Raw genomic sequence first — 25,316 nt, 5'->3', positions numbered from 1 at the left:
AATGCCGGCGCCGACGAAACAGACGCGTCCCGCCCGGCCTTGTCTGGAGACACAGTCATGCTCGACATCCCGTCCCCCGCCGCTCCCGCGCGCAAACTCCCGTTCTACCGGATCCTCTACGTCCAGGTGCTGTTCGCGATCGCCGTCGGCATCCTGCTCGGACACTACGCCCCCCAACTGGGCGAGTCCATGAAGCCGCTGGGCGACGGCTTCATCAAGCTCGTCAAGATGATCATCGCCCCGGTGATCTTCCTGACCGTCGCCAGCGGCATCGCCGCCATGAGCGACTTGAAGAAGGTCGGTCGCGTCACGGGCAAGGCCATGCTGTACTTCCTGACCTTCTCGACGCTGGCCCTGGTCATCGGCATGATCGTCAGCCACCTCGTACAGCCCGGCGCCGGCATGCACATCGATCCGGCGTCCCTGGACCAGGGCGCGGTGGCCACCTACGTGGCCAAAGCGCACGACTCCACCATCAGCGGCTTCCTGATGAACATCATCCCGGCCACGATGTTCAGCCCCTTCGTCAGCGGCGACATCCTCCAGGTCCTGTTCATCGCCGTGCTGTTCGGCATCGCCCTGGCCATCATCGGCGAGCGCGCCAAGCCCGTGCTGGACCTGATCACCGCCCTGGCCGGCCCGGTCTTCAAGATCGTGGAGATCCTGATGAAGGCCGCCCCGGTCGGAGCCTTCGGCGCCATGGCCTTCACCATCGGCAAGTACGGCATCGGCTCGGTGCTGAACCTGGCGATGCTGGTGGGTACGTTCTACGTCACGGCCGTGCTGTTCGTCCTGGTCGTCCTGGGCGCGGTGGCCCGCTACAACGGGTTCTCGATCCTGAAACTGGTGCGCTACATCCGCGAGGAACTGCTGCTGGTGCTGGGGACCAGTTCCTCGGAAGCCGCCCTGCCCACCCTGATGCAGAAGATGGAAGGCGCCGGCTGCTCAAAATCGGTCGTGGGCCTGGTGATTCCCACGGGCTATTCCTTCAATCTGGACGGCACCAACATCTACATGACCATGGCGGCGCTGTTCATCGCCCAGGCCTGCGACATTCCCCTGAGCCTGGGCGACCAGATCCTGCTGTTGCTGGTGGCCATGCTCAGTTCCAAGGGCGCGGCCGGCGTCACCGGCGCCGGCTTCATCACGCTGGCGGCCACGCTGTCGGTCATCCCCTCGGTGCCGGTGGCCGGCATGGCCCTGATCCTGGGCGTGGATCGCTTCATGTCCGAATGCCGCGCCCTGACCAATCTGGTGGGCAACGCCACCGCCACCGTGGTGGTGGCCCGCTGGGAAGGCGAACTGGACAAGCGCCGCCTGGACGCAGCCCTGTCCTCGGGCGCGGCGCCGCTGACCACCGACGCCCACGCCCAGCCGATCGTCCCCGCCGGGTCCGAAGGCCAGGCCCAGGCCGCCTGATCCGCCTGCCCGCCCAGGCGGGCGCAGGCGGCAAAACGCCGGCCCCGGGCCGGCGTTTTGCATGGCGTCCCGATCTGCTCGAACGTCAGAAGAACCCCAGCGCATCCGGGCTGTAGCTGACCAGCAGGCACTTGGTCTGCTGGTAGGCGTTCAGCGCCATCTTGTGGTTTTCGCGGCCGATGCCGGACTGCTTGTAGCCGCCGAAGGCGGCGTGCGCCGGGTACAGGTGATAGCAGTTGGTCCAGACCCGGCCGGCCTGGATCCGGCGTCCGGCGCGGTAGGCTTGCGCGCCGTCGCGCGTCCACACCCCGGCGCCCAGGCCGTAGTAGGTGTCGTTGGCGATGGCGATGGCCTCGTCTTCGTCCTTGAAGGTCATGACCGAAGCCACCGGGCCGAAGATTTCCTCCTGGAAGACGCGCATGTCATTTTCGCCGAACAGCAGCGTGGGCTTGACGTAAAAGCCTTCGTCCAGGCCTGCGCCGGGGGCATTGCGCGCCCCGCCCGTCAGGCAGCGGGCGCCTTCGTCGCGGCCAATGTCGATGTAGCCCAGGATCTTGTCCATCTGCGCCTTGGACACCTGCGCGCCCACCATGGTGCTGGCATCCAGGGGATGGCCGGTCTTCATGGATTCGACCCGCTTGATGGCGCGTTCGATGAAGCGTTCGTAGATCGATTCCTGGATCAAAATGCGTGAGGGGCAGGTGCAGACCTCGCCCTGGTTCAGGGCGAACATGCTCAGGCCTTCCAGCGCCTTGTCGAAGTAGGCATCGTCCTGGTCCATGACGTTGGCGAAGAAGATATTGGGGCTCTTGCCGCCCAGTTCGACCGTGCTGGGGATCAGGTTGTCGGCGGCCGCATGCAGGATCTGCTTGCCGGTCGGCGTGGAACCGGTAAAGGCGATCTTGGCGATGCGCTTGCTGGTAGACAGCGCCACACCGGCTTCCTTGCCAAAGCCGTTGACGATGTTCAGCACGCCCGGAGGCAGCAAGTCGCCGACCAGTTCCATCAGCACCAGGATCGAGGCCGGGGTCTGCTCGGCGGGCTTGAGCACCACGCAGTTGCCCGCCGCCAGGGCCGGACCGAGCTTCCAGGCGGCCATCAGCAGCGGAAAATTCCAGGGGATGATCTGCCCCACCACGCCCATGGGCTCGTGGAAATGGTAGGCCACCGTGGTCTTGTCGATTTCGGAGATCCCGCCTTCCTGGGCGCGAATGCAGCCGGCGAAATAGCGCAGGTGGTCGATGGCCAGCGGCAGGTCGGCCGCCATGGTCTCGCGCAGCGGTTTGCCGTTGTCGATGGTCTCGGCCACCGCCAGCAGGCGCAGGTTCTGCTCCATGCGGTCGGCGATGCGCAGCAGCACGCCGGCGCGTTCCGCCGCCGAGGTCTCCCCCCAGGCCTGGCGCGCCGCATGGGCGGCGTCCAGCGCGGCATCGACGTCGGCCGCATCCGAACGCGGGACTTCACAAAACACCTGTCCGGTGATCGGCGACAGATTGTCGAAATACTGCCCCGAGACCGGCGCCACCCAGCGCCCGCCGATGTAGTTTTCGTAGTGTTTTTTGTAGGGAAAGCCGATATCGATGCCAAAGTGCTTCAGGTCGGTCATGTCCATGTCTATCTCCTGGTCGATGAGCCGGACCCCGATCGGGCGGGACCCGGGCGCGACGCCGCGGCACGCGGCGGGCTCTCTTTCATCCAAGCAAGGAGCATGCCAACTGGGGGCGGATGCAGGGGGAAAGCGAGGCTTTCAAAGGCCGGACGGCGGTGGCATACTGGCACGAAACGGCTTTTAAAACATGGGCTTGTCGCATTTTGCGACACTTCACGCCGCATTCGGCGACAGTCTTTGCCGCGAACCGCGACAGGTTTGCGACACCCTCGGACGGAGGACTCCATGCAGACACCGCCCACGATCCATCTGGCGCCGGGCGCCCGCCCCCAGGCGGCGACGCGCGTCCACCAATCCTGGGCGCGCTGCGCCGAGCTGGACCCCGCCCTGCTGGCCGATCCCAATCCCCTGCCCCGCGCCGATCTGGATCTGCGCCGCGAGGCGCATCAGCACCTGATGCGCCTGGCCGAGCCCAGCCTCAGCGCCCTGGGCGCGCTGGCGGATTCGGCGCACAGCGTCGTGCTGCTGGCCGACGCCAGCGGTCTGATCCTGCACGAACGCGGCAGCCACAGCTTCCAGGACAAGGCGCGCCGCGTGGCGCTGCAGCCCGGCGTCAGTTGGGCCGAACCCGCGCGCGGCACCAATGCCATCGGCACCGCCCTGCATGACGGCCGCGCCGTGCGCATCCACGGCGCGGAACATTTTCTGGCCTGCAACAGCATCCTCAGTTGCCATGCCGCCCCCATTTTCTCGGCCACGGGGGACATCCTCGGCATCCTCGACCTGTCCGGTCCCGCCGATGATATGCACGACTATGTGTTGGCGCTGGTGCAGCGCATGGCGCGCGGCATCGCCGACCAGATACTGGGCGCCAGCCCGCTGCGCCGCCTGGACTTCCGCCTCGGCCAGGGGCCGGAGGACGACGGCCGCGCACTCCTGCTCCTGGATGACGACGCCCGCATCGCCGGCGCCAACGAGGCCGCGCTGCGGGCGCTGGACGCGGATTGGGGACGGCTCATCGGCACGCCCTGCGCGCAATGGATCGACGGCCCGCTGCACGCCCGGGACACCGCGCTGCACCGCCATGACGGCCGGCCGCTGACCGGCCGCCTGATCGCGCCGCCGCCTGCCCCCGCGCGTCCCCTCGCCGTCCCGCAGGCCCCCAGGGCCGCCCGGGCGGACGCACGCCCGGCGGCCCGTCCGCTGCCCGAACCCGACGCCGTCAGCAGCCCCCTGCTGGATCAGGCCGTACGCGCCCTGGATGCGGGCCTGGCCGTGCTGCTGTGCGGTGAAACCGGCACCGGCAAGGAAGTCCTGTCGCGCCACATCCATGCGCGCAGCGCCTGGCGCACCGGCCCCTTCGTCGCCATCAATTGCGCCGCCCTGCCCGAGCACCTGGTCGAATCCGAACTCTTCGGCTACGAGCCGGGCGCCTTCACCGGCGCGCGGCGCGAAGGCGCACGCGGCCTGCTGCGGCAGGCGCAAGGCGGCGTGCTGTTCCTGGACGAGATCGGCGACATGCCGCTGGCGCTGCAGACCCGCTTGCTGCGGGTGCTGCAGGAACGCGAGGTCCAGCCCCTGGGGTCGGACAAGCGCGTCCCGCTGGAGTTCGGCCTGGTCAGCGCCAGCCACCAGGACCTGAAGGCGCTGGTGGCCCAGGGCCGGTTCCGCGCCGACCTGTACTACCGGCTGCAAGACATGCCGCTGCACCTGCCGCCGTTGCGCAAGCGGCCCGATCTGGCGGCCTTCATGGACGAGGCCTATCGGGCGCTGGGCGGAACGCTGGCCGGGGACGCCCTGGCCGCGCTGGCCCGCCATGACTGGCCGGGCAACTACCGTGAACTGTTCAGCGTGTTGCGGCGGCTGCGCTGCCAGTATCCGGGGCCTGAATCCGTCACGGCCGGCGATCTCTCTCCGGACCCTGCACCGCCCGACGATATCCCCGACGCAGCGCCCTCGTTTCAGCCAGATCATCGCTCAGCAGACACTGCCGACCTGCGCGCCCTGGAACGCCAGGCCATCGAACAGGCCCTGCACGCCTGCCAGGGCAATGTCAGCCGCGCGGCGCGCCGCCTGGGCATCCATCGCAGCACGCTGTATCGCAAGCTGCAATGAAGACGGGCCGCCTGATGGCGGCCCGTCCCAGGGTCATCCGACGGCTGGAATCACTGCCCTTCGAGGAAGGACTTCAGCTTGTCCGCGCGGCTGGGATGACGCAGCTTGCGCAAGGCCTTGGCTTCGATCTGGCGGATGCGTTCGCGGGTCACGTCGAACTGCTTGCCGACTTCTTCCAGGGTCTGATCGGTGCTCATCTCGATGCCGAAGCGCATGCGCAGGACCTTGGCTTCGCGCGGGGTGAGCGAATCCAGGACTTCCTTGACGACATCCTGCATGGAGCCATGCAGGGCCGACTCCGACGGCGAGAGCGTGCCGGTGTCCTCGATGAAATCGCCCAGGTGGGAATCGTCATCGTCCCCGATGGGGGTTTCCATCGAGATCGGTTCCTTGGCGATCTTCAGTATCTTGCGGACCTTGTCTTCCGGCATGTCCATCTTCTGCGCCAGGGTCGCGGGATCGGGCTCGGCGCCGGTTTCCTGCAGGATCTGGCGGTTGATCCGGTTCATCTTGTTGATCGTTTCGATCATGTGCACCGGGATGCGGATGGTGCGCGCCTGATCGGCGATCGAACGGGTGATGGCCTGACGGATCCACCAGGTGGCGTAGGTCGAGAACTTATAGCCGCGCCGGTATTCGAACTTGTCCACGGCCTTCATCAAGCCGATATTGCCCTCCTGGATCAGGTCCAGGAACTGCAGGCCGCGGTTGGTGTATTTCTTGGCGATGGAAATCACCAGGCGCAGGTTGGCCTCGGTCATTTCGCGCTTGGCCTTGCGGGCCTTGGCTTCGCCGGTGGCCATGCGCTTGTTGACGTCCTTCAGGTCCTTCAGGGGCAGCACCACGTTGCGCTGCAGTTCGATCAGCTTCTGCTGGACTTCCTGGATCGCCGGGGCGTGGCGCGCCAGGGTCTCGGCATAGTCGTGGCCGGCGGCGATTTCCTCGTTCACCCACTCGAGATTGGTCTCGTTGCCCGGGAAGGCCTTGATGAAGTGGGTGCGCGGCATGCCGGCGCGGGTCACGCAGATCGACATGGCGGCGCGCTCCTGGGCGCGGACTTCCGCAACCTGGACGCGCAGGGCGTCGGCCAGGCGCTCGACCATCTTGGCGGTGAAGCGCACGCCCATCAACTGGCCGTGGATGGCTTCGCGCGCCTGGATGTAGGCGGTGGAGCGGTAGCCTTCGGATTCAAAGGCCACGCGCATCTTGTCGAACCAGGTCTCGACCTCGTCGAAGATCTTGAGGGCCTTGGCGCGCAGGTATTCGAGCTGCTTGCTGCTCATGCCGCCGGCCGGACCGTCGTCCTCATCCGAGGCCACGCCTGAACCGGCGTAGTCCTCGCCTTCCTCGTCGATCAGGCCGTCCACGACCTCATCGATCTGGGCGGAACCTTCACGCACGCGGCGCACGTGTTCCAGGATTTCGTTGACCGTGGTCGGGCAGGCCGCAATGGCCATGACCATGTGCTTCAGGCCGTCTTCGATGCGCTTGGCGATTTCGATTTCGCCTTCGCGGGTCAGCAGTTCGACCGTGCCCATTTCGCGCATGTACATGCGCACCGGATCCGTGGTGCGGCCGAAATCCGAATCCACGGTGGTCAGGGCGGCCTCGGCCTCGTCCTCGACGTCGTCGTCGCTGGCGGCCGAAGGCACGTTGTCGCTCATCAGCAGGGTTTCGGCGTCCGGAGCCTGGTCATAGACCGAGATCCCCATGTCGCTGAACGTGCTGATGATGCCGTCGATGGCCTCGGCGTCCACCAGGTCATCGGGCAGGTGGTCGTTGATTTCGCCGTAGGTCAGGTAGCCGCGATCCTTGCCCAGCTTGATCAGGATCTTCAGGCGGTTGCGCCGGGCTTCCTGTTCTTCGGGCGTCATCTGGCTGCGCGAGGGGCTGTCCTTTTCACCCTTGGCGCGCTTGCCGCCGCGCTTGGGCAGCGGCTTGAGGTCGGGGATGACTTCGCCGTCCTCGACATCGTCGTCCACGTAGTCGCCGCCGTCACCGCCGGCGTTCTTGGCCGGACGGCCGGGCTTGCGCCCCGAAGGCACGGCCTTGGCGGCCTTCTTGGCGGCCACGGGTTTTTCAGCAGCGGTCTTTGCGGCCGCTGTCTTGGTGACCGTCGACTTGCGGACAGCCTTTTTCGCCACGGCGGCTTCCGGCTCCGCAGCCACCCTGGCCGACTTCACCTCGGCCTCGGGCGCGACGCCCGCCGCCTTGGTTTTCTTGGCAGTCGTTTTTTTGGCAGCCGCAGGGGCCTTGCCAGTTCCTTGGGTCATGTGTGGGTTCCGTTCCGTAGACTTGAAGTCTGATTGCTGGACAGCGTATTGCTTAAAGCCTCAACGCATTGATCGCGACAGCGTATTGCGAGACAACTTATTGAAAACCATATAGTTTACTGCATTCATCAGCTTAGGACATCTTCAATCGGGCCAGGCGGCGGCTGAGCTCCTGGTAGCGGCGGCGGTCGTCGTCCGTCGTCAGCCCGGAAGCGATCAGCCGATCGCACTGTTCCTGCACCGACTGGCGCTCGATGGCGCGCAAGGCATCGTCCCATTCGGCCTGCGGGTCGGGCAGGTCCTGAGCCATCAGCTCGGTGGACAGATCCTGGATCGCCCGCGCCAGATCCGATTCCGGATCGGCCGCCTGCAACAGCGCCCCCGCGTGCGCGGCGCCGCAGGTGCTGGCCAGGCCGACAAGCTGCCTGACCAAGCCCAGATGGGGATGGTGGGCCAATAATTCAAGCTGCTGGTCCCCCAGCCCCGCCACCAGGGCGGGATGCGCCAGCAGCAGCCGCAACAGCCGGCGCGCCATGGGCGTGACCTGCCGCGACCCGCCGCCGCCCCGGCGCGACGCCCGGCCTGCGCCTCGCGGCGCCTGCGATGATGCGGCATCCGCCCAAGGCGGCGCCATTTCCAGATCCATGCCTGCGCCCGGGTCCTCATGGCCCGGCCACGGCATGCCCTCCGCCTCCGGCGCATGGCCGCTCTCCGGGCGGGGAAACCGCGCGGCGCCCTGCGTGCCGGGTCCCGCCGCACCGCTCTGCCCGGCCGGCCGCACCGCACCGGCAGACGGTCCGCCCCCCCCAAATCCCGGGCCTGCAGCGGCCAGCAACTGCGCCAGTTCCTCCGGCGTCAGGCGGACCTGGCGGGCGAATTCGCGCTCCAGCTGCAGCCGGAACCCGCCCTCGGGCATCTGCGCAAATAGCGGCCGGGCCTCGTGCACGCAGGCGGCGCGGCCCTCGGCCTCGTCCAGATCGTGGCGCGAACCGAGTTCGTCGAGCATGAAGCGCGACAGCGGCGCGGCCTCGTCCAGATAGGCGCGCAAGGCCTGCACGCCGTAGGCCCGCACATAAGAATCCGGGTCGTGGCTTTCCGGCAGGAACAGAAAGCGCATGGAAATGTCTTCGGCCACCCAGGGCAGGCAAGCTTGCAGGGCGCGCCAGGCGGCCTTGCGCCCGGCGCTGTCACCGTCGAAGCTGAAGATGATGCGATCGCTGGCGCGGCGCAGCTTGCGCAGGTGTTCCGGCGTAGTGGACGTGCCCAGCGTCGCCACGGCGTTGTTCAAGCCGTACTGGGCCAGAGCCACCACGTCCATATACCCTTCGACCACCAGCACGCAGTTCTCGGCGCGGATGCCGGCGCGCGCCTCGTGCAGGCCGTAGAGCTCGTGGCCCTTGGAAAACAGGCTGGTCTCGGGGGAATTCAGGTATTTGGGCTCGCCCGCTTCGATCAAGCGGCCGCCAAAGCCGATCAACTGGCCGCGCTGGTTGTGGATCGGGAACATGACCCGGCCGCGAAAGCGGTCGTGGCGCCGCCCGTCCTCGGACTCGATCACCAGGCCGGATTCCAGCAGCGCAGGATCCTCGTAGTGCGAAAACACCGTCGCCAGCCCACGCCGGTCGCGGCCGGCCCAGCCCAGGCCGTAACGGGCGGCGATCTCGCCGCTCAGGCCCCGGCGCTTCAGGTATTCGATGGCTTCCGGCGCCTGCTTCAGGGCGGCACGATAGTGCGCCTGGGCCTGGTCCAGGATGCGGTGCTGGCGCGAGCCTTCTTCGCGGCGCTCGCGGTCGGCGGCGCGCTGGCGGGGGCTGCGGGTTTCTTCGGGCACCGGCATGCCGACGCTGGCCGCAAGGCTGCGTACGGCCTCGGGGAACGGAGCCCCGGTGTGTTCGGTCAGGAAGCGCAGCGCGGTGCCGTGCGCGCCGCAGCCGAAGCAATGATAGAACTGCTTGGTCGGGCTGACGGTGAACGACGGCGACTTTTCATTGTGAAAAGGGCACAAACCCAATAGGTTTGCGCCCCCTTTGCGCAGCTTGACGTACCGGCCGACGACGTCGACGATATCGACGCGCGCAAGCAGTTCCTGAATGAAGGATTCAGGAATCAATCAATAGAGTCGCGGCGGCAGTTGTTGGCTGCGGATGCGCTTGTAGTGGCGCTTGACGGCAGCAGCGAGCTTGCGCTTGCGCTCGGCCGTGGGCTTTTCGTAAAACTCGCGCGAACGCAGCTCGGTCAGGAGACCGGTCTTTTCGATGGTGCGCTTGAAGCGCCGCAGGGCGGCCTCGAAGGGCTCGTTTTCTTTGAGGCGGACAATCGGCATGTAAATCCTTGAAAGCCTGTAGGGTCATGGCGGCGGATAAGCAGGCTATCCGATGCGCGCATGGTGAAGTTAAAGGAAAATTTCTGGTTAGACGAAAGATTCTATCATGAATCCTCCGTCATAGCCATGCTTTAAGGGATTACTTCGAATCCGGATACGCGGTGCGCACGCCCTTGCGGATCCAGGCTTCGAGCTGGTGCGGACGCAGGCTGTCGTAGTCTTCGAAGGGCTGATGGATCCAGGGGTTGGTGGGCAGATGTTCGACGAAATAGTCGGGCTGCACCTTGGCGTGGCCCTTCTGCCAGAGGACCGCCGTGCGCAGTTCGGTGATGCCCGGGAACTGCTGGATCAGGTGGTCGCGCACACGGGTGAAGGTCAGGCCGGTATCGACCATATCGTCCACCAGCAGCACCCGGCCGTCCAGCGTGCCGCGCGTGATGGTGATGAACTGGGCGATGTCGAGCTGGCCCTGGACCGTACCCGCCGCTTCGCGGTAGCTGCTGGTCGCCAGAATGCCCAGCGGCAGATCGAAGATGCGCGACAGCACGTCGCCCACCCGCACGCCGCCGCGCGCCAGACAGAGGATCTTGTCGAAGGCCCAGCCCGATTCATGGACCAGCAGGCCCAGGCGTTCGATCAGGCCGTGATACTGTTCCCAGCTGACCCAGAGGTCGCGTTCAGTGCTCGGTGGCATGCTCATCGGTGTTTCCCGTTCGTGTAGTGAGGCAAATGAAAAAACCGCAAGCGGGCTTGCGGTTTGGTTTTCTCTTGACGCATCAACCCTGGAAGGGGTTGCGCAGGACAATGGTTTCCAGCCGGTCGGGGCCGGTCGAGACCATGTCGATCGGCACGTCGCAGACTTCGGCGATGCGCTCCAGGTAGCGGCGCGCGTTGACCGGCAGCTTGTCGTATTCGGTGATGCCCACCGTGGATTCCGACCAGCCGGCCATTTCTTCCAGCACCGGCTCGGCCTCGGCGGCCGCATGGGCGCCGTAGGGCAGCACGTCCAGGAACTTGCCCTTGTAGCGGTAGCCCACGCCGATCTTGAGCTGCTCGACGCCGTCGAGCACGTCCAGCTTGGTGATGCACAGGCCGGTCAGGCCGTTGATCATGACCGAGCGCTTCATGGCCGCGCCGTCGAACCAGCCGCAGCGGCGCGGACGCCCGGTGACCGAGCCGAATTCCTTGCCCACCGTGGCCAGGCGCAGGCCGGTGTCGTCCAGCAGTTCGGTCGGGAACGGGCCCGAACCGACGCGTGTGGTGTAGGCCTTGGCGATGCCCAGCACGTAGTCCAGCGCCTGGGGGCCGACGCCCGAGCCGGCGGCCGCGGCGCCCGCCACGCAGTTGCTGCTGGTGACGAAGGGATAGGTGCCGTGGTCGATGTCCAGCAGCGTGCCCTGGGCGCCTTCAAACAGCAGGCTGTGCCCGGCGCGGCGCGCAATGTGCAGATTGCTGGAGACGTCGGCCACCATGGGTTCGAGCTGCGGCGCCAGATTCATGACGATGTCGTGCACCTGGGCGGCGTCCACCGGCTTGGCGCCCAGGTACTGGGTCAGCACGAAGTTGTGGTAATCGAGGACTTCGGCGAGTTTTTCGTCGAACACGGCCGGGTCGTACAGATCCTGGACGCGCAGGGCGCGGCGCGCGACCTTGTCCTCGTACGCCGGACCGATGCCGCGACCCGTGGTGCCGATCTTGCCTTCGCCCTTGCGGGCTTCGCGGGCCTGGTCCAGCGCCACGTGGTAGGGCAGGATCAGCGGGCAGGCGGCGGAAATCTGCAGGCGCGAGCGCACGTCCAGGCCGGCGGCTTCGAGTTCGCCGATTTCAGCCAGCAGGGCCTCGGGCGAGAGCACCACGCCGTTGCCGATGTAGCAGGTGACGTGCGGGTGCATGATGCCCGACGGGATCAGGCGCAGGATGGTCTTGCGGCCGTTGATCCACAGAGTATGGCCGGCATTGTGGCCGCCCTGAAAGCGCACGACGCCCTGGGCCGATTCAGCCAGCCAGTCGACGATCTTGCCCTTGCCTTCGTCACCCCACTGGGTGCCGATCACGACGATGTTCTTGCTCATAAGTCTTTCGAAAGGCGGCGGAATGCCGCCATGGGAAACGGGTTAGTTTATACCATTGGTGACGGGATTCGACGAACCCCGCCCTCAGGCGGCGCTGTCCAGGGGGCGCAACGCCCAGCCATCGCCGGTGGCGGTCAATTCCTGATCCACGAAAAATTCATCCGGACACTGGGGTTCACCCGGCAGCGCCTGGATCACGACACGGCCCTGGGCCCGCAGGTCGCGGACGGCCGCCGCCAGGCCGGGATCGTCCGACCAGGGCGCGCGGATGGCCTGGATGGGCTGCGCGTCGGGCAGGCCGGCGGACAGTTTGCGCAGATCCAGGCTGAAACCGGTGGCCGGCCGCGCGCGGCCGAATTTGCGGCCGATGCCGTCGTAGCGGCCGCCGCGCACCAGCGCGTCGTGCCAGCCCGCCGCGTAGATGGCGAACATCACGCCGGAGTGGTAGCCGTAGCCCCCGCCCATGTCGGCCAGATCCAGCGCGATCGGCGCGTCCGGCAATGCCGAACACAAGGTGCGCAGATCGTCCAGCGCAGCCAGCACAGCCGGCAGATCGGGCAGGCATTCGCGGGCCCGGTCCAGCACCGACTGATCACCGTACAAGGCGGTCAGCGCACGCAGCGCGTCCAGGGTGTCGGCGCGCGCGCCGACCTCGGCGCACAGCACCTGCAGGCCGGGCGCATCCTTGGCGCTGAGCAGCTCGAAAACCGCGTCGGCGACCTCGGCCAGGGCCGGATCGGCATCCACCAGCGCCCGCCCCACCCCGGGATGATTCAAATCCAGGCGCGGCTGGCGCACACCGGCCCGGCGCACGGACTCCAGCGCCAGGCGGATCGATTCGATATCCGCCTGCACGCCCGCATGGCCGAAGATTTCCGCGCCGATCTGCAGCAGTTCCCGGTCCGACATCAGGCCGGCCGCCCGCGCATGCACCACCGGCCCGCAATAGCACAGCCGGGTGACGCCTTCACGATTGAGCAGATGGGCGTCGATGCGCGAAACCTGGATGGTGATGTCGGCCCGCACGCCCATGGTCAGGCCCGAAAGCTGGTCCACCAGCTTGCAAGTGCGCAGACGCAGGGCCTCGTCGTTGGCCGGCATCAGGGAATCGAGGTATTCCACCAGCGGCGGCGCGACGAGCTCGAAGCCGTAGGTCCGATACAGGTCCAGCAGTTCGCGGCGTAATTCCTCGATGCGGCGCGCCTCGGCGGGCAGCACGTCCGACAGGTTTTCCGGCAGCAGCCAGCTTGACATCATGATCTGTCGATCCTCGCTCAGCGGGCGGCGGGCTTGTCGCCCCGGGCGCGATCCCAGAATCGGAAGAAGTCCGAATCCGGGCTCAGGACCAGGGTGCCGTTCTGGTCGGCGAAGGCCGAACGGTACGCGTCGAGGCTCTTGTAGAAGCTGTAGAACTCGGGATCCTGGCCGTAGGACTTGGCATAGATGGCGGCCGCCGTGGCGTCGCCCTCGCCGCGCTTGGCCTGGGATTCGGCATAGGCCTTGGCCAGGATTTCCTGGCGCTTGCGGTCGGCCTCGGCGCGGATGCGTTCGCTGTCGGCGGCGCCGCTGGCGCGCAGGCGGTTGGCTTCCTGCTTGCGCTCGGCTTCCATGCGCCGGTAGACGGATTCGGAAATTTCCGGCGCGAAGTCGATGCGCCGCAGGCGCACGTCGACCACGTCCACGCCCAGCGGCTGGGCGCGGCGCGCCACGGCGCTCTGGATTTCCTTCATGATGGTGTCACGGTCGGTGGCCACCACCTGCTTCACGGTGCGCACGTTGACGGCGGCGTTCAGGGCGTCGCGGATCTGCGCCTGGAGGCGCTCGACCGCCGCGTTGCTGTTGGCGCCAAAGGTGACGTAATACTGGCGCGGATCGGCGATGCGCCACTTGACGAAGGAGTCGATCAGCAGGTTCTTCTTTTCGGCGGTCTGGATGCGTTCCGGATCGCGCGTTTCGATGGTCTGCAGGCGCTTGTCCAGATAGACGACGTTTTCGAAAGGCGGCGGGAACTTGAAGTACAAGCCCGGTTTGGTGATGGTTTCACGGACTTCGCCCAGGGCGAACAGAAGCGCGGAATCACGTTCGCGCACGATGAACATGCACGAGGACAGCACCGCGATGAGCACGATCAGACCGACCAGGGCGGGGAAAAAGCGTTGCATCTTGGGCTCCTAGTCCTAGTTCGAGTACGGGCTGGTCATCAGGCTGTCCAGGCCGGACGGCACGCCGCGCGGCGCGGCGCGGCCGGACCCGGACTGTCCCTGGGCCGCCTGCGCGGCGCCGGCCGCGGCCGGCGTCGATCCGCCGGACGAGCCGGTGTCGCGCGGACTGGATGACGCAGCGCCGCCCGCCGAATGCGCGGCCTGGCCCATGATCTTGTCCAGCGGCAGGTAGAGCATGTTGTTGCCGACCGAAGCGTCGATCATGACCTTGGCGCTGTCGCTGAGAATGTCCTGCATGGTTTCCAGATACAGGCGTTCACGCGTGACGCCGGGCGCCTTGGTGTATTCGGCAGCGATGCTGTCAAAGCGCGAGGTGTCGCCCTGCGCCTTGCCGATGACCTGGGCGCTGTAGCCCTCGGAGTCCTGGATCATGCGTGCCGCCTGGCCTTCGGATTCGGGGACGACCTTGCTGGCGTAGGCATTGCCTTCGTTGACCTGGCGCTCGCGGTCCTGGCCGGCCTTGACGGCGTCGTCGAACGCGGCCTGGACCTGTTCGGGCGGCTGCACGTTCTGGATGGCCACGGTGGAAATCTGGATGCCGGTCTTGTAGCGGTCCAGGATGGACTGCGCCAAAGCCTGCACCTCGGAGGCGACCTCGGTACGGCCCGAATACAGGACGAAGTCCATGGGCTTGCGGCCGACGATCTCGCGCATGGCGGTCTCGGCCGCCTGACGCACGGATTCGTCAGGCTGGCTGGTGTTGAACAGATAGGCCGGCGCGCCGTCGGGCAGCAGCCGGTACTGCACCACGAACTGCACGTCGACGATGTTCTCGTCGGTGGTCAGCATCAGCGATTCAGGCAGCACCTTGTTGCGCGACGAACCGCGGAAGCCGACTTCGAAGGTCCGCAACTGGGCGATGTTGACCGGCTGGGCGGCTTCGATGGGATACGGCAGGCGCCATTGCAGACCCGGATTGAGCGTCTTCACGTACTGCCCGAAGCGGGTGACCACGGCCACCTGGCCTTCCTGGACGATCATGAAGCCGCTGCCCAGCCACAACAGCGCCGCGACCACGACCAGCAGCAGCACGAAGCGGGGCGACGGGCCGGGCAGCGACGGCAGGCCGCCCGACGGTTGCCGGGGACCGCGTCCGCCGCCCCGGCGGCCGAACAGGCCGCCCAGGCGCTTGCTGAAGTCGCGCCAGACTTCGTCCAGATCGGGCGGGCCGGAGGATTGATCGGGTTTGCCGCGCGGGTCGTCGTTATTCTGGTTCTGGTTGCCCCGTCCCCAGCCTGGATCATTCAGGTTGAACAGTTTCATCAAACGCATTGTTTCCCGTAGGCTCCCCACCAAATTCAACGATCGACTGCCGCAAACCGTCCAGCCCGCTGCGTTGCAGCGCACTGACGAAGACTCGCGCAATCGTACCATGTTCATTTCGCTCGACCCGGGGTTCATATCCCGCCGTGTCGATTTTGTTGTAGACCAGAATCTGCGGAATTTCGTGGGCCTCGATATCGCGCAGCACCTGATTGACCGCCGCCGCCTGCTCGTCGCGCTGCGGGCTGGCCGCATCGATCACGTGCAGCAGCAGATCGGCATGAATGGTTTCCTCCAGCGTCGCCCGGAATGCCGCAATCAGCATCGGCGGCAGAGAGCGGATGAAACCCACGGTGTCGGACACGACGATCTGACCGGCGCCTTCGATCCAGACGCGGCGTGTCGTGGTGTCCAGCGTGGCGAACAACTGGTCGGCGGCGTAGGCGTCGGCGCGGGTCAGCGCGTTGAACAGCGTGGACTTGCCCGCGTTGGTATAGCCGACCAGGGAGACCGACAAGGTCTTGCCGCGCACCCGGGCGCGGCGCTGGGTCAGGCGCTGGCGCTGGACGCGATCCAGGCGTTCCTTCAGGGCGCGCACGCGCACGCCGATCAGGCGCCGGTCGGTTTCCAGCTGCGATTCACCGGGACCGCGCACGCCGATACCGCCGCGCTGACGTTCCAGGTGGGTCCACATCCGGGTCAGCCGGGTGGACAGGTGCTGCAACTGGGCCAGTTCGACCTGGAGCTTGCCTTCGTGGCTTTTGGCACGCAGGGCAAAAATGTCCAGGATCAGCGCCACCCGGTCAACGACGCGCACCTCGAAGTGGCGTTCCAGATTGCGCTGCTGGGCGGGGGTGAGCGCCTGATCGAACAGCACAACCTCGGCGCCGGTGGCCTTGACCAGAGCAGCGGCTTCTTCGATCTTGCCCGAGCCGATGAAACCCGCAGCATCCGGCCGGCTGCGCTTGGCGGTCAGGACTTCGACGATGTCGGCCCCTGCCCCACTGGCCAGCATGAGGAACTCTTCGGCATGGGCGGCGTAGTCCAGGTCGCCCAGGTCGACGCTGATGACAAGGGACTTCATGTGTATGCGCAGCCCATCACAAAACGAATGCCCGCCGGAGCGGAGCGCGCGGCGGGCGAAAAAGCAGTCAGCGTCGGCTTATTCGGCAGAGTCGTCCACCTGGAAGGAAACGGGACGGGCCGGCACGACGGTGGAGATGGCGTGCTTGTACACCATCTGGGTGACCGTGTTGCGCAGCAACACGACGTATTGGTCGAATGACTCGACCTGGCCTTGCAGCTTGATCCCGTTGACCAGGTAGATCGAAACAGGCACGTGGTCCTTGCGCAAGGCGTTCAGGAATGGGTCTTGGAGAATTTGCCCTTTGTTGCTCATGGACGAGGCTCCGGTTATTGAAGTTATGGTGGAGGGTCTATTTTAATGCGTTTCAATATTGTTGCATCGCAGCGGCATGGCCGTCGGCTCAGGCCGACAGCAGCGCACGCAGCGCGTCGCACAAACGCGCACATTGTTCCGGCGTGCCCACGGTAATCCGCAGGTGCTGGTCGATGCGCGGCGCATTGAAATGCCGCACCAGGATGCCCGTCTCGCGCAAGCCGGCGGCAATGTCGCGGGCGTCGCGGCCCGGATGGCGGGCGAACACGAAATTGGCCCGGGACGGCAGCACCTGGAACCCCAGATCCTGCAGATCGAGCGCCAGTTGTTCGCGGGCGTCGATCACGGCCCGCCGGGTCCGGTCGAACCAGGCTTCGTCCTCGATCGCCGCCTGGGCGCCGGCCAGGGCCACGCGGTCCAGGGGATAGGAGTTGAAGCTGTCCTTGACGCGCGTCAGCCCCGCGATCAGATCGGCGTGCCCCAGGGCATAGCCTACCCGCAGACCCGCCAGGGAGCGGGACTTGGACAGGGTGTGGATGGCCAGGACGTTAGGGAAGCGGCCGATCAGCGCGGCGGCCGACTCGGCGCCGAAGTCCACATAGGCTTCGTCCACCACCACGGCGCTGTCGGGATGCGCCTGCGCGATGGCGGCGATCTCGTCCAGCGTCAGGGTCCGGCCGGTGGGCGCATTCGGATTGGCGAAGATGATTCCGGCGGGCTCCGGGTCGGCCGGACCGGTGTAGTCCGCCACGCGCAGGGCGAAATCCTCGTCCAGCGGGATCAAGCGGTGCGGCACGGCGTACAGGCGGCAGTAGGTCTTGTAAAAGCTGTAGGTCACGTCGGGCAGCCACAGGGGCCGGCCGCCGCGCAGGAACAGCGCATTGAAGACGTGCGCCAGGATTTCGTCGGAACCATTGCCCAGGAACACCTGATCCGGCGCCAGGCCGAAACGGTCCCCGATCGTGCGGCGCAGGTCCAGCGCCTGGTAATCGGGATACAGGCGCATGTCGTCCGTCAGGGCGGCGCGCATGGCCTCGATCGCCCGGGGCGAGGGTCCGTACGGGTGTTCGTTGGTGTTCAGCTTCAGCAGGTTCGGGATGCGGGCCTGCTCGCCCGGCACATACGGCACCAGGCCGGCGATGTGATCGCTCCAGAGCGTGCTCACGACTCGTCCTTCAGGTAGGGGTTATGCGAGGACTTGAATTCCACGGACAACGGCGTGCCGGCCAGTTTGAAGGCGTCGCGGAACTGGCCTTCCAGATAGCGGCGGTAGGAATCGGGCACCGCATCCAGGGCATTGCCGTGGATGATGATGCGCGGCGGATTCTGCCCGCCTTGGTGGGCGTAGCGCATCTTGGGCCGGAAAATGCCCTTGCGCGGCGGCTGTTGCTGTTCCACCGCCGCCATCAGCGTGCGGGTCAGTTTCGGCGTGGACAGTTTGGCAAAGGCGGCGGCGTGCGCGGCATCCACGGCCTTGAGCACCGGGCCGACCCCCTGCCCCTTCAGGGCCGACAGGTTCAGCACCCGGGCAAAGGACAGGAAGCGCAGCTTGCGATCGTATTCGCGCTGCACCCATTCGCGCTGCTCTTGATTGACCGCGTCCCACTTGTTCAGGCCCACCACCAGGGCTCGGCCCGTTTCGGTGATGAAACCGGCGATATGGGCGTCCTGGTCGGAAATGCCTTCCTGGGCGTCGATCAGCAGCAGCACGACGTTGGCGGCCTCGATGGCCTGCAGCGTCTTGATGACCGAGAACTTTTCCACGGTCTCGAAGACCTTGCCCCGGCGGCGCAGGCCGGCGGTATCGATCAGCGTATAGCGGCGGTCGCCGCGCTCGAATTCGATTTCGATGGCGTCGCGCGTGGTGCCCGGCAGATCGTAGGCGATGACGCGGTCCTCGCCCACCAGGGTATTGATGAGCGTGGATTTGCCGACGTTCGGCCGCCCGGCGATGGCCAGCTTGATGCGGTGGTCGTGCGCCCCGCCCTCGCCTGCGTCCGCCGCGTCCGGGTCCACGGAGGACTCGGACGCTTGCGCGGCCCGATCAGCCAGCAAGGCGGCCAGCGCCTCTTCGGCCAGGGTGGCCACGCCATCGCCGTGCGCGGCCGAAATCGGATGCGGCTCGCCCAGCCCCAGTTCGTGGAACTGGGCCAGGTCGGCGTGATTGCGCATGCCTTCGGTCTTGTTCACGGCCAGCAGCACGCGCTGGCCGGATTTGCGCAGCAGGCGGGCGATTTCATGGTCGTGGGCGTTGATGCCTTCGCGCCCGTCCACCAGGAAAATCACCACATCGGATTCGGCGATGGCCTGAGCGGTCTGGCGCGCCATTTCGACCAGGATGCCGCGCGTGGCGACCGGCTCGAAGCCGCCCGTATCGACCACGATATAGGGATGTTCGCCCACCCGCCCCTCGCCGTAATGACGGTCGCGGGTCAGCCCGGAAATGTTCGCCACCAGCGCCGCGCGTGAACGCGTCAGGCGGTTGAACAGGGTCGATTTGCCGACGTTCGTGCGCCCGACCAGGGCCACGACCGGCTTGAAACGCGTATCAGCCACCGACGCCCACCAGAATCAGCTTGCCGTCGCCCGTCTGCACGACCACCCCGCGCGGGGTGGGCACCAGAGCCGAAACGACCGGCCCGCCGCCCACTTGCAGGCGGGCCATCAGGGCGCCATTGTCACGCGACAGGAAATGCACATAGCCCTCGAAGTCGCCCACGGCCACGGCAGCGCCTGCCGGAGCGGGAGCGCTCAGGCGGCGGTTCAACAGCGCCGCCTGTTTCCAGAGTTCGTGGCCGTCGTGCAGGTCCAGGGCGTGGACCGTGTCGCGCCCGTCGGCCATGTAAAGGCGCTGACCGTCGGTGTTCATGCCGGTCGAAGAAGACACGTCCGCAGACCAGACGGCGCGGCCGCCCTGGGACACGTCGAAGCAGGTCGTGCGGCCCTGGTAGCTGACGCCGCACAGCGCGGGGCCGACGATGACCGGCGCGCCGACCACATCGGTAATGCGCTCCAGGTCCGAAGCCCCGCGCGAAGCGGAGACCGAGCCCTCCCAGCGCACGGCGCCGGACGCCGCGTCGATCACCATCAGACGGCCGTTGGGCATGCCGGCGATCAGCAGATTGGGCACCGACAGCATGCGGATGCTGGTGCGCAGCGCCAGGGCGGGGCCGGGACGCTGCACGTTCCAGCGCAGCTTGCCGGTGGCCGCGTCAAAGGCCTGGATGCGGTAATCGGTGGTACGCACCGCCACGATGCCGTTGCCCACGGCGGGCGGCACGTTGACGGCGCTGGCGGCCTGGCTGCGCCAGAGTTCCTTGCCCTGGGCGTCGTAGGCCACGACCATGCCGGTCTGGGTGACCACGGCGACCACCCGCCCGTCGCTGCCGACCCCGGCGGACAAGGCCCCGGCATCGGCGCGCCAGTGCAGCGCGCCGGAGGAGGCATTCAGCGCCGCCACGGTCCCGGAGGGCGTCGCCGCGTACAGGGTGTCGCCCACCAGTTCGGGAGAGAAACCGTAGCCGCCGCCGCTGCCGATCGAAGTCGACCAGCGCGCCGACACCGCCAGCGAGGGCGCATAGTCGGTCAGCGGCGCCGGATCGAAGCGGGCGTCGGTCTGGGAAAACATGCCGCAACCGGACAGCCCGACGGCGACCAGGCCGACGAGCGCTGCGCGAAACAGGCGGGAGGAAGGTCGCATGGACATGGGAATCAGGCTCCGTTCAGGGCGTCGATTTTCAGTTGGACGATCTGGGCGGCGGGGTCTGCGCCCAGGGATTTCAAGGCTTCTTTCCAGGCCTCGACGGCCTGCTTGGGCTGACCCTGAGCGGCCAGGATGTCACCGCGACGGTCGGCGTACAGGCCGGCGAAACCGGCAGGCGGCGTGCCCTGGAGCTGGGCCAGGGCGGGTTCATACTGCTGCTGGGCCAGCAGCACGCCGGCCAGGCGCAGGCGGGCCACCGCGCTGAGCGCCGGGGCGGTCTTGTCGCGCGTCAGCCATTCGAGCTGCTCGCGGGCGCCGTCCAGGTCCTTGCGTTCCTGCAGCGCCTGGGCCGCCACCAGCACACCGCGCGCGGTGTAGCCCGAACCGGCGTAATCGTCGCGCAGGGCCGTACTGGCGGCCTTGATGCGGGCCACCGCATCGTCGCCCGGCTGGGAGGCGGCGGCTTCGAGAGCCTCGTAGTAGCCCATGGCCTGACTGGCCTGGTGCGACTGATACCACTGCCAGCCGCGCCAGCCGGCGAAGGCGGCCAGCACAGCGAAGACCAGGGCCATGGAAAGCGTGCCGTAGCGTTCCCACCAGGCCTTCAGCGCGTCGAGTTTTTCCTGTTCTTCGAGATCGTATGCCATGCCTGTGTTCAGATCCTTTGTTGGAGTTGCTCGGCCAATTGGTCGAAAGCGACCGATTCCTGCTGCCCGTCGCCGGCATCACCGGCGCGCAGCCATTTCACGGTCGCCCGGCCCGAGGCCAGCTCGTCGCCGCCGATGATGACGGCGGCCACGGCGCCGCTGGCGTCGGCCCGGCGAAACTGTGATTTAAACCCAGTCGAACCGGCGTGGACAAGTGCCCGCAGCCCGGCGTCGCGCAGCGACTCGGCAAGCTGCGCCGCCCGCCGCTGGGCCTCGTCGCCCTGATGGACCAGATAGACCTGGCATTCGGCCGGGTCCTGGTCGGGCGCGTCCTGCTGCCAGAGGTCGAGCAGGCGTTCCATGCCGATGGCAAAACCCACTGCCGGCGCGGACTTGCCGCCCAGCAGTTCGATCAGGCCATCGTAACGGCCGCCGCCGCAGACCGTCCCCTGCGCGCCCAGGCGATCCGTCACCCATTCGAAAACGGTCAGATTGTAATAATCCAGTCCGCGCACCAGGCGCGGGTTCAGCGTGTAGGCGATCCCGGCGTCGTCCAGCCGGTCGCACAGGCCGCGATAGTGGGCCAATGATGCCTCGCCCAGGAAATCGAACAGGCGCGGCGCGCTGTTGGCCATGTCCTGCATGGCGGGATTCTTGGTGTCCAGCACGCGCAGCGGATTGCTGTGCATGCGACGGCGGGCTTCCTCGTCGAGCACGTCGATGTGCTTTTCCAGGTGCGCGATCAGGGCCGCGCGGTGGGCGGCGCGCTCGGCCGCCTGACCCAGGGAATTGAGTTCCAGGCGGATGTCCTTCAGGCCCAGCAGACGCCACAGGCGCGCCAGCATCAGGATCAGTTCGGCGTCCACGTCCGGCCCGGCAAAGCCCAGGGCCTCGACGTCGATCTGGTGGAACTGGCGGTAGCGGCCGCGCTGCGGGCGCTCGTGCCGGAACACCGGCCCCATGGCGTAGACGCGGCGCGGCCGGTCATAGAGAAAATTGTGCTCGATCACGGAACGCACGATGCCGGCGGTGAATTCGGGCCGCATTGTCAGGCGTTCGTCGTTCAGGGGATCGACGAAGGAATACATTTCCTTTTCGACGATGTCGGTGACCTCGCCGATGCCGCGCGCGAACAGGCGGGTCTGCTCCAGCACCGGGGTGCGCAGGTTCTGGTAGCCGTAACCGGCCAGCCAGTCGCGCACCAGGGCTTCGAGCTGTTCCCAGCGCGCCGTTTCCGGCGGCAAGACATCCTTCATGCCGGTCAGACCGGCGACTTTCTTGAACTCGGACATGGATTTCAGTGAATATCGCGCGCCACGACGCCCGGACGGCGCGCGGGCTCGGCGCCCTGCTGCTGTCCGTAGCGCCGGGCCACGTAGTTTTCGACGATGGCCTGGAATTCTTCGGCGATGGCGTCGCCCTTGAGCGTCACGGTGCGCTCGCCGTCCACGTACACCGGCGCGGACGGGATTTCACCCGTACCGGGCAGGCTGATGCCGATATCGGCATGGCGGCTTTCGCCGGGACCGTTGACGACGCAGCCCATGACGGCCACGTGCATGTTTTCCACGCCCGGATATCGGGTCTTCCAGACCGGCATCTGGGCGCGCAGAAAGGCCTGGATGCTGGCAGCCAGTTCCTGGAACACCGTGCTGCTGGTGCGCCCGCAGCCCGGGCAGGCCACCACCATCGGGGTGAAGGCCCGCAGGCCCATGGTCTGCAGGATTTCCTGGGCGACGACGACTTCGCGGCTGCGGTCGCCGCCGGGTTCAGGCGTGAGCGAAATGCGGATCGTGTCGCCGATGCCTTGCTGGAGCAGCACCGCCAGGGCCGCCGTGGAGGCGACGATGCCCTTGGAGCCCATGCCGGCCTCGGTCAGGCCCAGGTGCAGCGGATAATCGCAGCGGCGCGACAGTTCGCGGTAGACGGCGATCAGGTCCTGGACATGGCTGACCTTGCAGGACAGCACGATGGCGTCGCCGCGCAGCCCCAGTGCCTGGGCGCGTTCGGCGTTGGTGACGGCCGAGACCACCAGGGCCTCGCGCATCACGGCATTGGCCGACCAGGGTGCGGACCGGGCGGCGTTTTCGTCCATCATCCGCGCCAGGAGTTCGTGATCCAGGCTGCCCCAGTTCACGCCGATGCGGATCGGCTTGTCGTGGCGGCAGGCGACCTCGATCATCTGCGCGAAGTTGTCGTCGCGGCGCTTGCCGCCGCCCATATTGCCGGGATTGATGCGGTATTTGGACAGCGCCTGGGCGCAGTCCGGAAACTGGGTCAGCAGCTTGTGGCCGTTGTAGTGGAAATCCCCCACCAGCGGGACCGGCACGTTCATGCGGTCCAGGGCGTCGCGCAGGGCCGCGACCTGGGCGGCGGCCTCAGGGGTGTTGACGGTGACGCGCACCAGTTCGGAACCCGCCTGCCACAGTTCGCGCACCTGCAGCGCGGTGGCCTGGGGGTCGGCCGTGTCGGTATTGGTCATGGACTGCACCACGACCGGGGCGTCGCCGCCCACCCGGACCACGTGGCCGCCCCAGCGCACGGCGACGCCGCGGGTCGGGCGCCGGGGCGCGGCGGCCGGATCGGAAAGCACAGAATCGAGCGTCATGACCGTAAAGCCTTCAACCAATCGAACACCAGCCATTGTTCAGGCACCCAGCCCCGGTTGATCGCGTACACGCCGACCACGCAGAACAGCACCAGAATCAGCAGCAGCCAGGCCCAGGTGCGGTGGGCCGGTTCGCCCTTGGGGCTCATGTCGGCCTGCTGCAAAGCGCGGCGCGCGCCCAGAGGCGTGACGGCGGGCCTGGGCCGGGTCGGACCGACCGCGTCGTCCAGGAGCTTCAGGGCGGCGTCCACGTCGGTGCCCAGGAAGCGCGCATAGTTGCGCACCAGGCCGCGCAGGGGCACGCCGTCCGGCAGCCGCGACCAGTCGCAGGCTTCCAGGTAGCCCAGCTGCACGGCGGAATACTTGATCCGCGCAGAGACTTCGGACAGCGACAGGCCGCGCGTCTCGCGCATGGCCTTCAGCGCATCGCCCAGCGACAGCGCCTCCGGGCTCTGGGCCGCCTCCGGGCGTCGCAGGCCCTCAGGGGAGGTTTCGCTCATCCATGCTCCTTTTTGCGTATGACGATCTTGGCCCGGTCGGGCAGCCGTTCGGTAATGCGTGTCCGGTCGCGCACTTCCCCCGCCAGTTGACCGCAGGCGGCGTCGATGTCGTCGCCGCGCGTCTTGCGCACCGTCACCACCAGCCCTGCATCCGTCAGCAGATGGGAGAACAGACGGATGCGCGCCGCCGGGGAACGCCGCAGGCCGGACTGCGGAAAGGGATTGAAGGGAATCAGGTTGAACTTGCAGCGCACCCGCTTGGCAATGTCGATCAGTTGGCGCGCATGCTCGTCGGCGTCGTTCACGCCGTCGAGCATAATATATTCGAAGGTGATGAAGTCGCGCGGCGCATGTTCCAGATAGCGGTTGCAGGCGTCGAGCAATTCGTCCAGCGGATGCTTGCGGTTCAGCGGCACCAGCCGGTCGCGCAATTCGTCGTTGGGCGCATGCAGCGACACCGCCAGCGCCACCGGGCAGTCGCGCGCCAGGCGGTCCATCATGGGCACCACGCCGGACGTGGACACGGTCACGCGGCGGCGCGACAGACCGTAGGCATGGTCGTCCAGCATCAGGCGCAAGGCGCCCAGCACCTGGTCGTAGTTCAGCAGAGGTTCGCCCATGCCCATCATGACCACGTTGCTGACGGCCCGATGGGATTCACCCGGGCCGCCCAGCCGTGCCGCCGAGGGATCGTCGCGCAGGGCGCGGTTGGCATACCAGAGCTGGCCGATGATTTCGGCGGTATTCAGATTGCGGCTGAAGCCCTGGTAGCCCGTGGAGCAGAACGGACAGGCCACGGTGCAGCCGGCCTGGCTGGAAATGCACAGCGTGCCGCGATCGTCTTCGGGAATGAAGACGGTCTCGATGGCGTTGCCCAGCCCCATGTCGAACAGCCACTTGCGGGTGCCGTCGGTAGAGCGCTTTTCCAGGTTCAGGGGAGGCGCCTGCACGACGCACCGGGATTCCAGGCGCGCGCGGAAGTCCTTGGCCAGGTCGCTCATGTCCTGGAACCGGTCGACGCCGCGCTGATGCACCCACTGCGACAACTGGCGCGCGCGGAAGGGCTTGCCGCCCCACTGCGCCACGAGCGATTCGAGGGAGGCCGGGTCCAGACCCAGGACGTTTATGGTTTCGTCGGACATGTGCGGGTATTTCAGCCGGAC

General features: G+C 67.0%; 21 protein-coding genes. 2 read left to right on the top strand and 19 right to left on the bottom strand.

The window, feature by feature from the left end; genetic code table 11:
* Positions 1–57: 57 nt before the first annotated feature.
* Positions 58–1,419 carry a dicarboxylate/amino acid:cation symporter gene (locus ACFO0J_RS15150; protein WP_376813918.1) on the top strand — a complete coding sequence of 454 codons (1,362 nt, stop codon included), beginning with the start codon at positions 58–60 and terminating at the stop codon, positions 1,417–1,419.
* An 85-nt stretch (positions 1,420–1,504) separates the two neighbouring features.
* Here ACFO0J_RS15150 and exaC read toward each other — a convergent pair whose 3' ends face one another.
* Positions 1,505–3,031 carry an acetaldehyde dehydrogenase ExaC gene (exaC, locus tag ACFO0J_RS15145; RefSeq protein ID WP_376813917.1) on the bottom strand — a complete coding sequence of 509 codons (1,527 nt, stop codon included), beginning with the start codon at positions 3,029–3,031 and terminating at the stop codon, positions 1,505–1,507.
* A gap of 282 nt (positions 3,032–3,313) precedes the next feature.
* Between exaC and ACFO0J_RS15140 the strand changes: the two genes are divergently transcribed.
* Positions 3,314–5,143, top strand: a complete 1,830-nt coding sequence (locus ACFO0J_RS15140) for a sigma-54-dependent Fis family transcriptional regulator (protein ID WP_376813916.1) — start codon at positions 3,314–3,316, stop codon at positions 5,141–5,143.
* A gap of 50 nt (positions 5,144–5,193) precedes the next feature.
* Here ACFO0J_RS15140 and rpoD read toward each other — a convergent pair whose 3' ends face one another.
* From rpoD to rlmN, 18 genes are all read right to left on the bottom strand, one after another.
* Positions 5,194–7,416 carry an RNA polymerase sigma factor RpoD gene (gene rpoD / locus ACFO0J_RS15135; protein ID WP_376813915.1) on the bottom strand — a complete coding sequence of 741 codons (2,223 nt, stop codon included), beginning with the start codon at positions 7,414–7,416 and terminating at the stop codon, positions 5,194–5,196.
* Between the two features lie 133 nt (positions 7,417–7,549).
* The gene (dnaG, locus tag ACFO0J_RS15130; RefSeq protein WP_376813914.1) at positions 7,550–9,526 is read right to left on the bottom strand and encodes a DNA primase; all 1,977 of its coding nucleotides are present in this window, start codon (positions 9,524–9,526) and stop codon (positions 7,550–7,552) included.
* Positions 9,527–9,739: a 30S ribosomal protein S21 gene (gene rpsU / locus ACFO0J_RS15125; protein ID WP_298015764.1), complete on the bottom strand. Its 213-nt coding sequence runs from the start codon at positions 9,737–9,739 to the stop codon at positions 9,527–9,529.
* 139 nt (positions 9,740–9,878) lie between these two features.
* On the bottom strand, positions 9,879–10,439 hold the full coding sequence (locus tag ACFO0J_RS15120; protein ID WP_376813913.1) for a phosphoribosyltransferase: 561 nt from the start codon (positions 10,437–10,439) through the stop codon (positions 9,879–9,881).
* A gap of 76 nt (positions 10,440–10,515) precedes the next feature.
* On the bottom strand, positions 10,516–11,811 hold the full coding sequence (locus tag ACFO0J_RS15115) for an adenylosuccinate synthase (RefSeq protein WP_376813912.1): 1,296 nt from the start codon (positions 11,809–11,811) through the stop codon (positions 10,516–10,518).
* An 84-nt stretch (positions 11,812–11,895) separates the two neighbouring features.
* Positions 11,896–13,065 carry an ATP phosphoribosyltransferase regulatory subunit gene (locus tag ACFO0J_RS15110; protein ID WP_376814171.1) on the bottom strand — a complete coding sequence of 390 codons (1,170 nt, stop codon included), beginning with the start codon at positions 13,063–13,065 and terminating at the stop codon, positions 11,896–11,898.
* Positions 13,066–13,085: 20 nt separating this feature from the next.
* Positions 13,086–13,973: a protease modulator HflC gene (hflC, locus tag ACFO0J_RS15105; protein ID WP_376813911.1), complete on the bottom strand. Its 888-nt coding sequence runs from the start codon at positions 13,971–13,973 to the stop codon at positions 13,086–13,088.
* A gap of 15 nt (positions 13,974–13,988) precedes the next feature.
* Positions 13,989–15,305 (bottom strand): FtsH protease activity modulator HflK, encoded by a 1,317-nt coding sequence (gene hflK, locus ACFO0J_RS15100; protein WP_376813910.1) that lies wholly within the window; start codon positions 15,303–15,305, stop codon positions 13,989–13,991.
* Entirely contained in the window at positions 15,274–16,380 is a 1,107-nt protein-coding gene (hflX, locus tag ACFO0J_RS15095) for a GTPase HflX (protein WP_376813909.1), read from the bottom strand. Before hflX ends, hflK begins: the two co-directional genes overlap by 32 nt.
* Before the next feature lie 78 nt (positions 16,381–16,458).
* Positions 16,459–16,695: an RNA chaperone Hfq gene (gene hfq / locus ACFO0J_RS15090; RefSeq protein ID WP_043681925.1), complete on the bottom strand. Its 237-nt coding sequence runs from the start codon at positions 16,693–16,695 to the stop codon at positions 16,459–16,461.
* 88 nt (positions 16,696–16,783) lie between these two features.
* On the bottom strand, positions 16,784–17,860 hold the full coding sequence (gene hisC / locus ACFO0J_RS15085) for a histidinol-phosphate transaminase (RefSeq protein WP_376813908.1): 1,077 nt from the start codon (positions 17,858–17,860) through the stop codon (positions 16,784–16,786).
* Positions 17,857–19,251 (bottom strand): ribosome biogenesis GTPase Der, encoded by a 1,395-nt coding sequence (der, locus tag ACFO0J_RS15080; RefSeq protein ID WP_376813907.1) that lies wholly within the window; start codon positions 19,249–19,251, stop codon positions 17,857–17,859. The genes hisC and der overlap by 4 nt, the downstream gene beginning before the upstream one ends.
* Positions 19,244–20,401, bottom strand: a complete 1,158-nt coding sequence (gene bamB, locus ACFO0J_RS15075) for an outer membrane protein assembly factor BamB (protein ID WP_376813906.1) — start codon at positions 20,399–20,401, stop codon at positions 19,244–19,246. Before bamB ends, der begins: the two co-directional genes overlap by 8 nt.
* A gap of 5 nt (positions 20,402–20,406) precedes the next feature.
* Positions 20,407–21,045 carry a YfgM family protein gene (locus tag ACFO0J_RS15070; protein WP_376813905.1) on the bottom strand — a complete coding sequence of 213 codons (639 nt, stop codon included), beginning with the start codon at positions 21,043–21,045 and terminating at the stop codon, positions 20,407–20,409.
* Positions 21,046–21,053: 8 nt separating this feature from the next.
* The gene (gene hisS / locus ACFO0J_RS15065; RefSeq protein ID WP_376813904.1) at positions 21,054–22,337 is read right to left on the bottom strand and encodes a histidine--tRNA ligase; all 1,284 of its coding nucleotides are present in this window, start codon (positions 22,335–22,337) and stop codon (positions 21,054–21,056) included.
* A 5-nt stretch (positions 22,338–22,342) separates the two neighbouring features.
* Positions 22,343–23,653 carry a flavodoxin-dependent (E)-4-hydroxy-3-methylbut-2-enyl-diphosphate synthase gene (gene ispG / locus ACFO0J_RS15060; protein ID WP_376813903.1) on the bottom strand — a complete coding sequence of 437 codons (1,311 nt, stop codon included), beginning with the start codon at positions 23,651–23,653 and terminating at the stop codon, positions 22,343–22,345.
* Complete coding sequence (locus ACFO0J_RS15055; protein ID WP_376813902.1) at positions 23,650–24,153, bottom strand: helix-turn-helix domain-containing protein; 504 nt, start codon at positions 24,151–24,153, stop codon at positions 23,650–23,652. The genes ispG and ACFO0J_RS15055 overlap by 4 nt, the downstream gene beginning before the upstream one ends.
* Positions 24,150–25,295, bottom strand: a complete 1,146-nt coding sequence (gene rlmN, locus ACFO0J_RS15050) for a dual-specificity RNA methyltransferase RlmN (RefSeq protein ID WP_376813901.1) — start codon at positions 25,293–25,295, stop codon at positions 24,150–24,152. The genes ACFO0J_RS15055 and rlmN overlap by 4 nt, the downstream gene beginning before the upstream one ends.
* Between the last annotated feature and the right edge of the window lie 21 nt (positions 25,296–25,316).

It is taken from the genome of Castellaniella hirudinis (genome assembly GCF_042651965.1).
Taxonomy (GTDB): domain Bacteria; phylum Pseudomonadota; class Gammaproteobacteria; order Burkholderiales; family Burkholderiaceae_B; genus Castellaniella; species Castellaniella hirudinis.
Note: the sequence above shows the minus strand (reverse complement) of the source record. Positions and strands in the feature narration are given on the sequence as shown.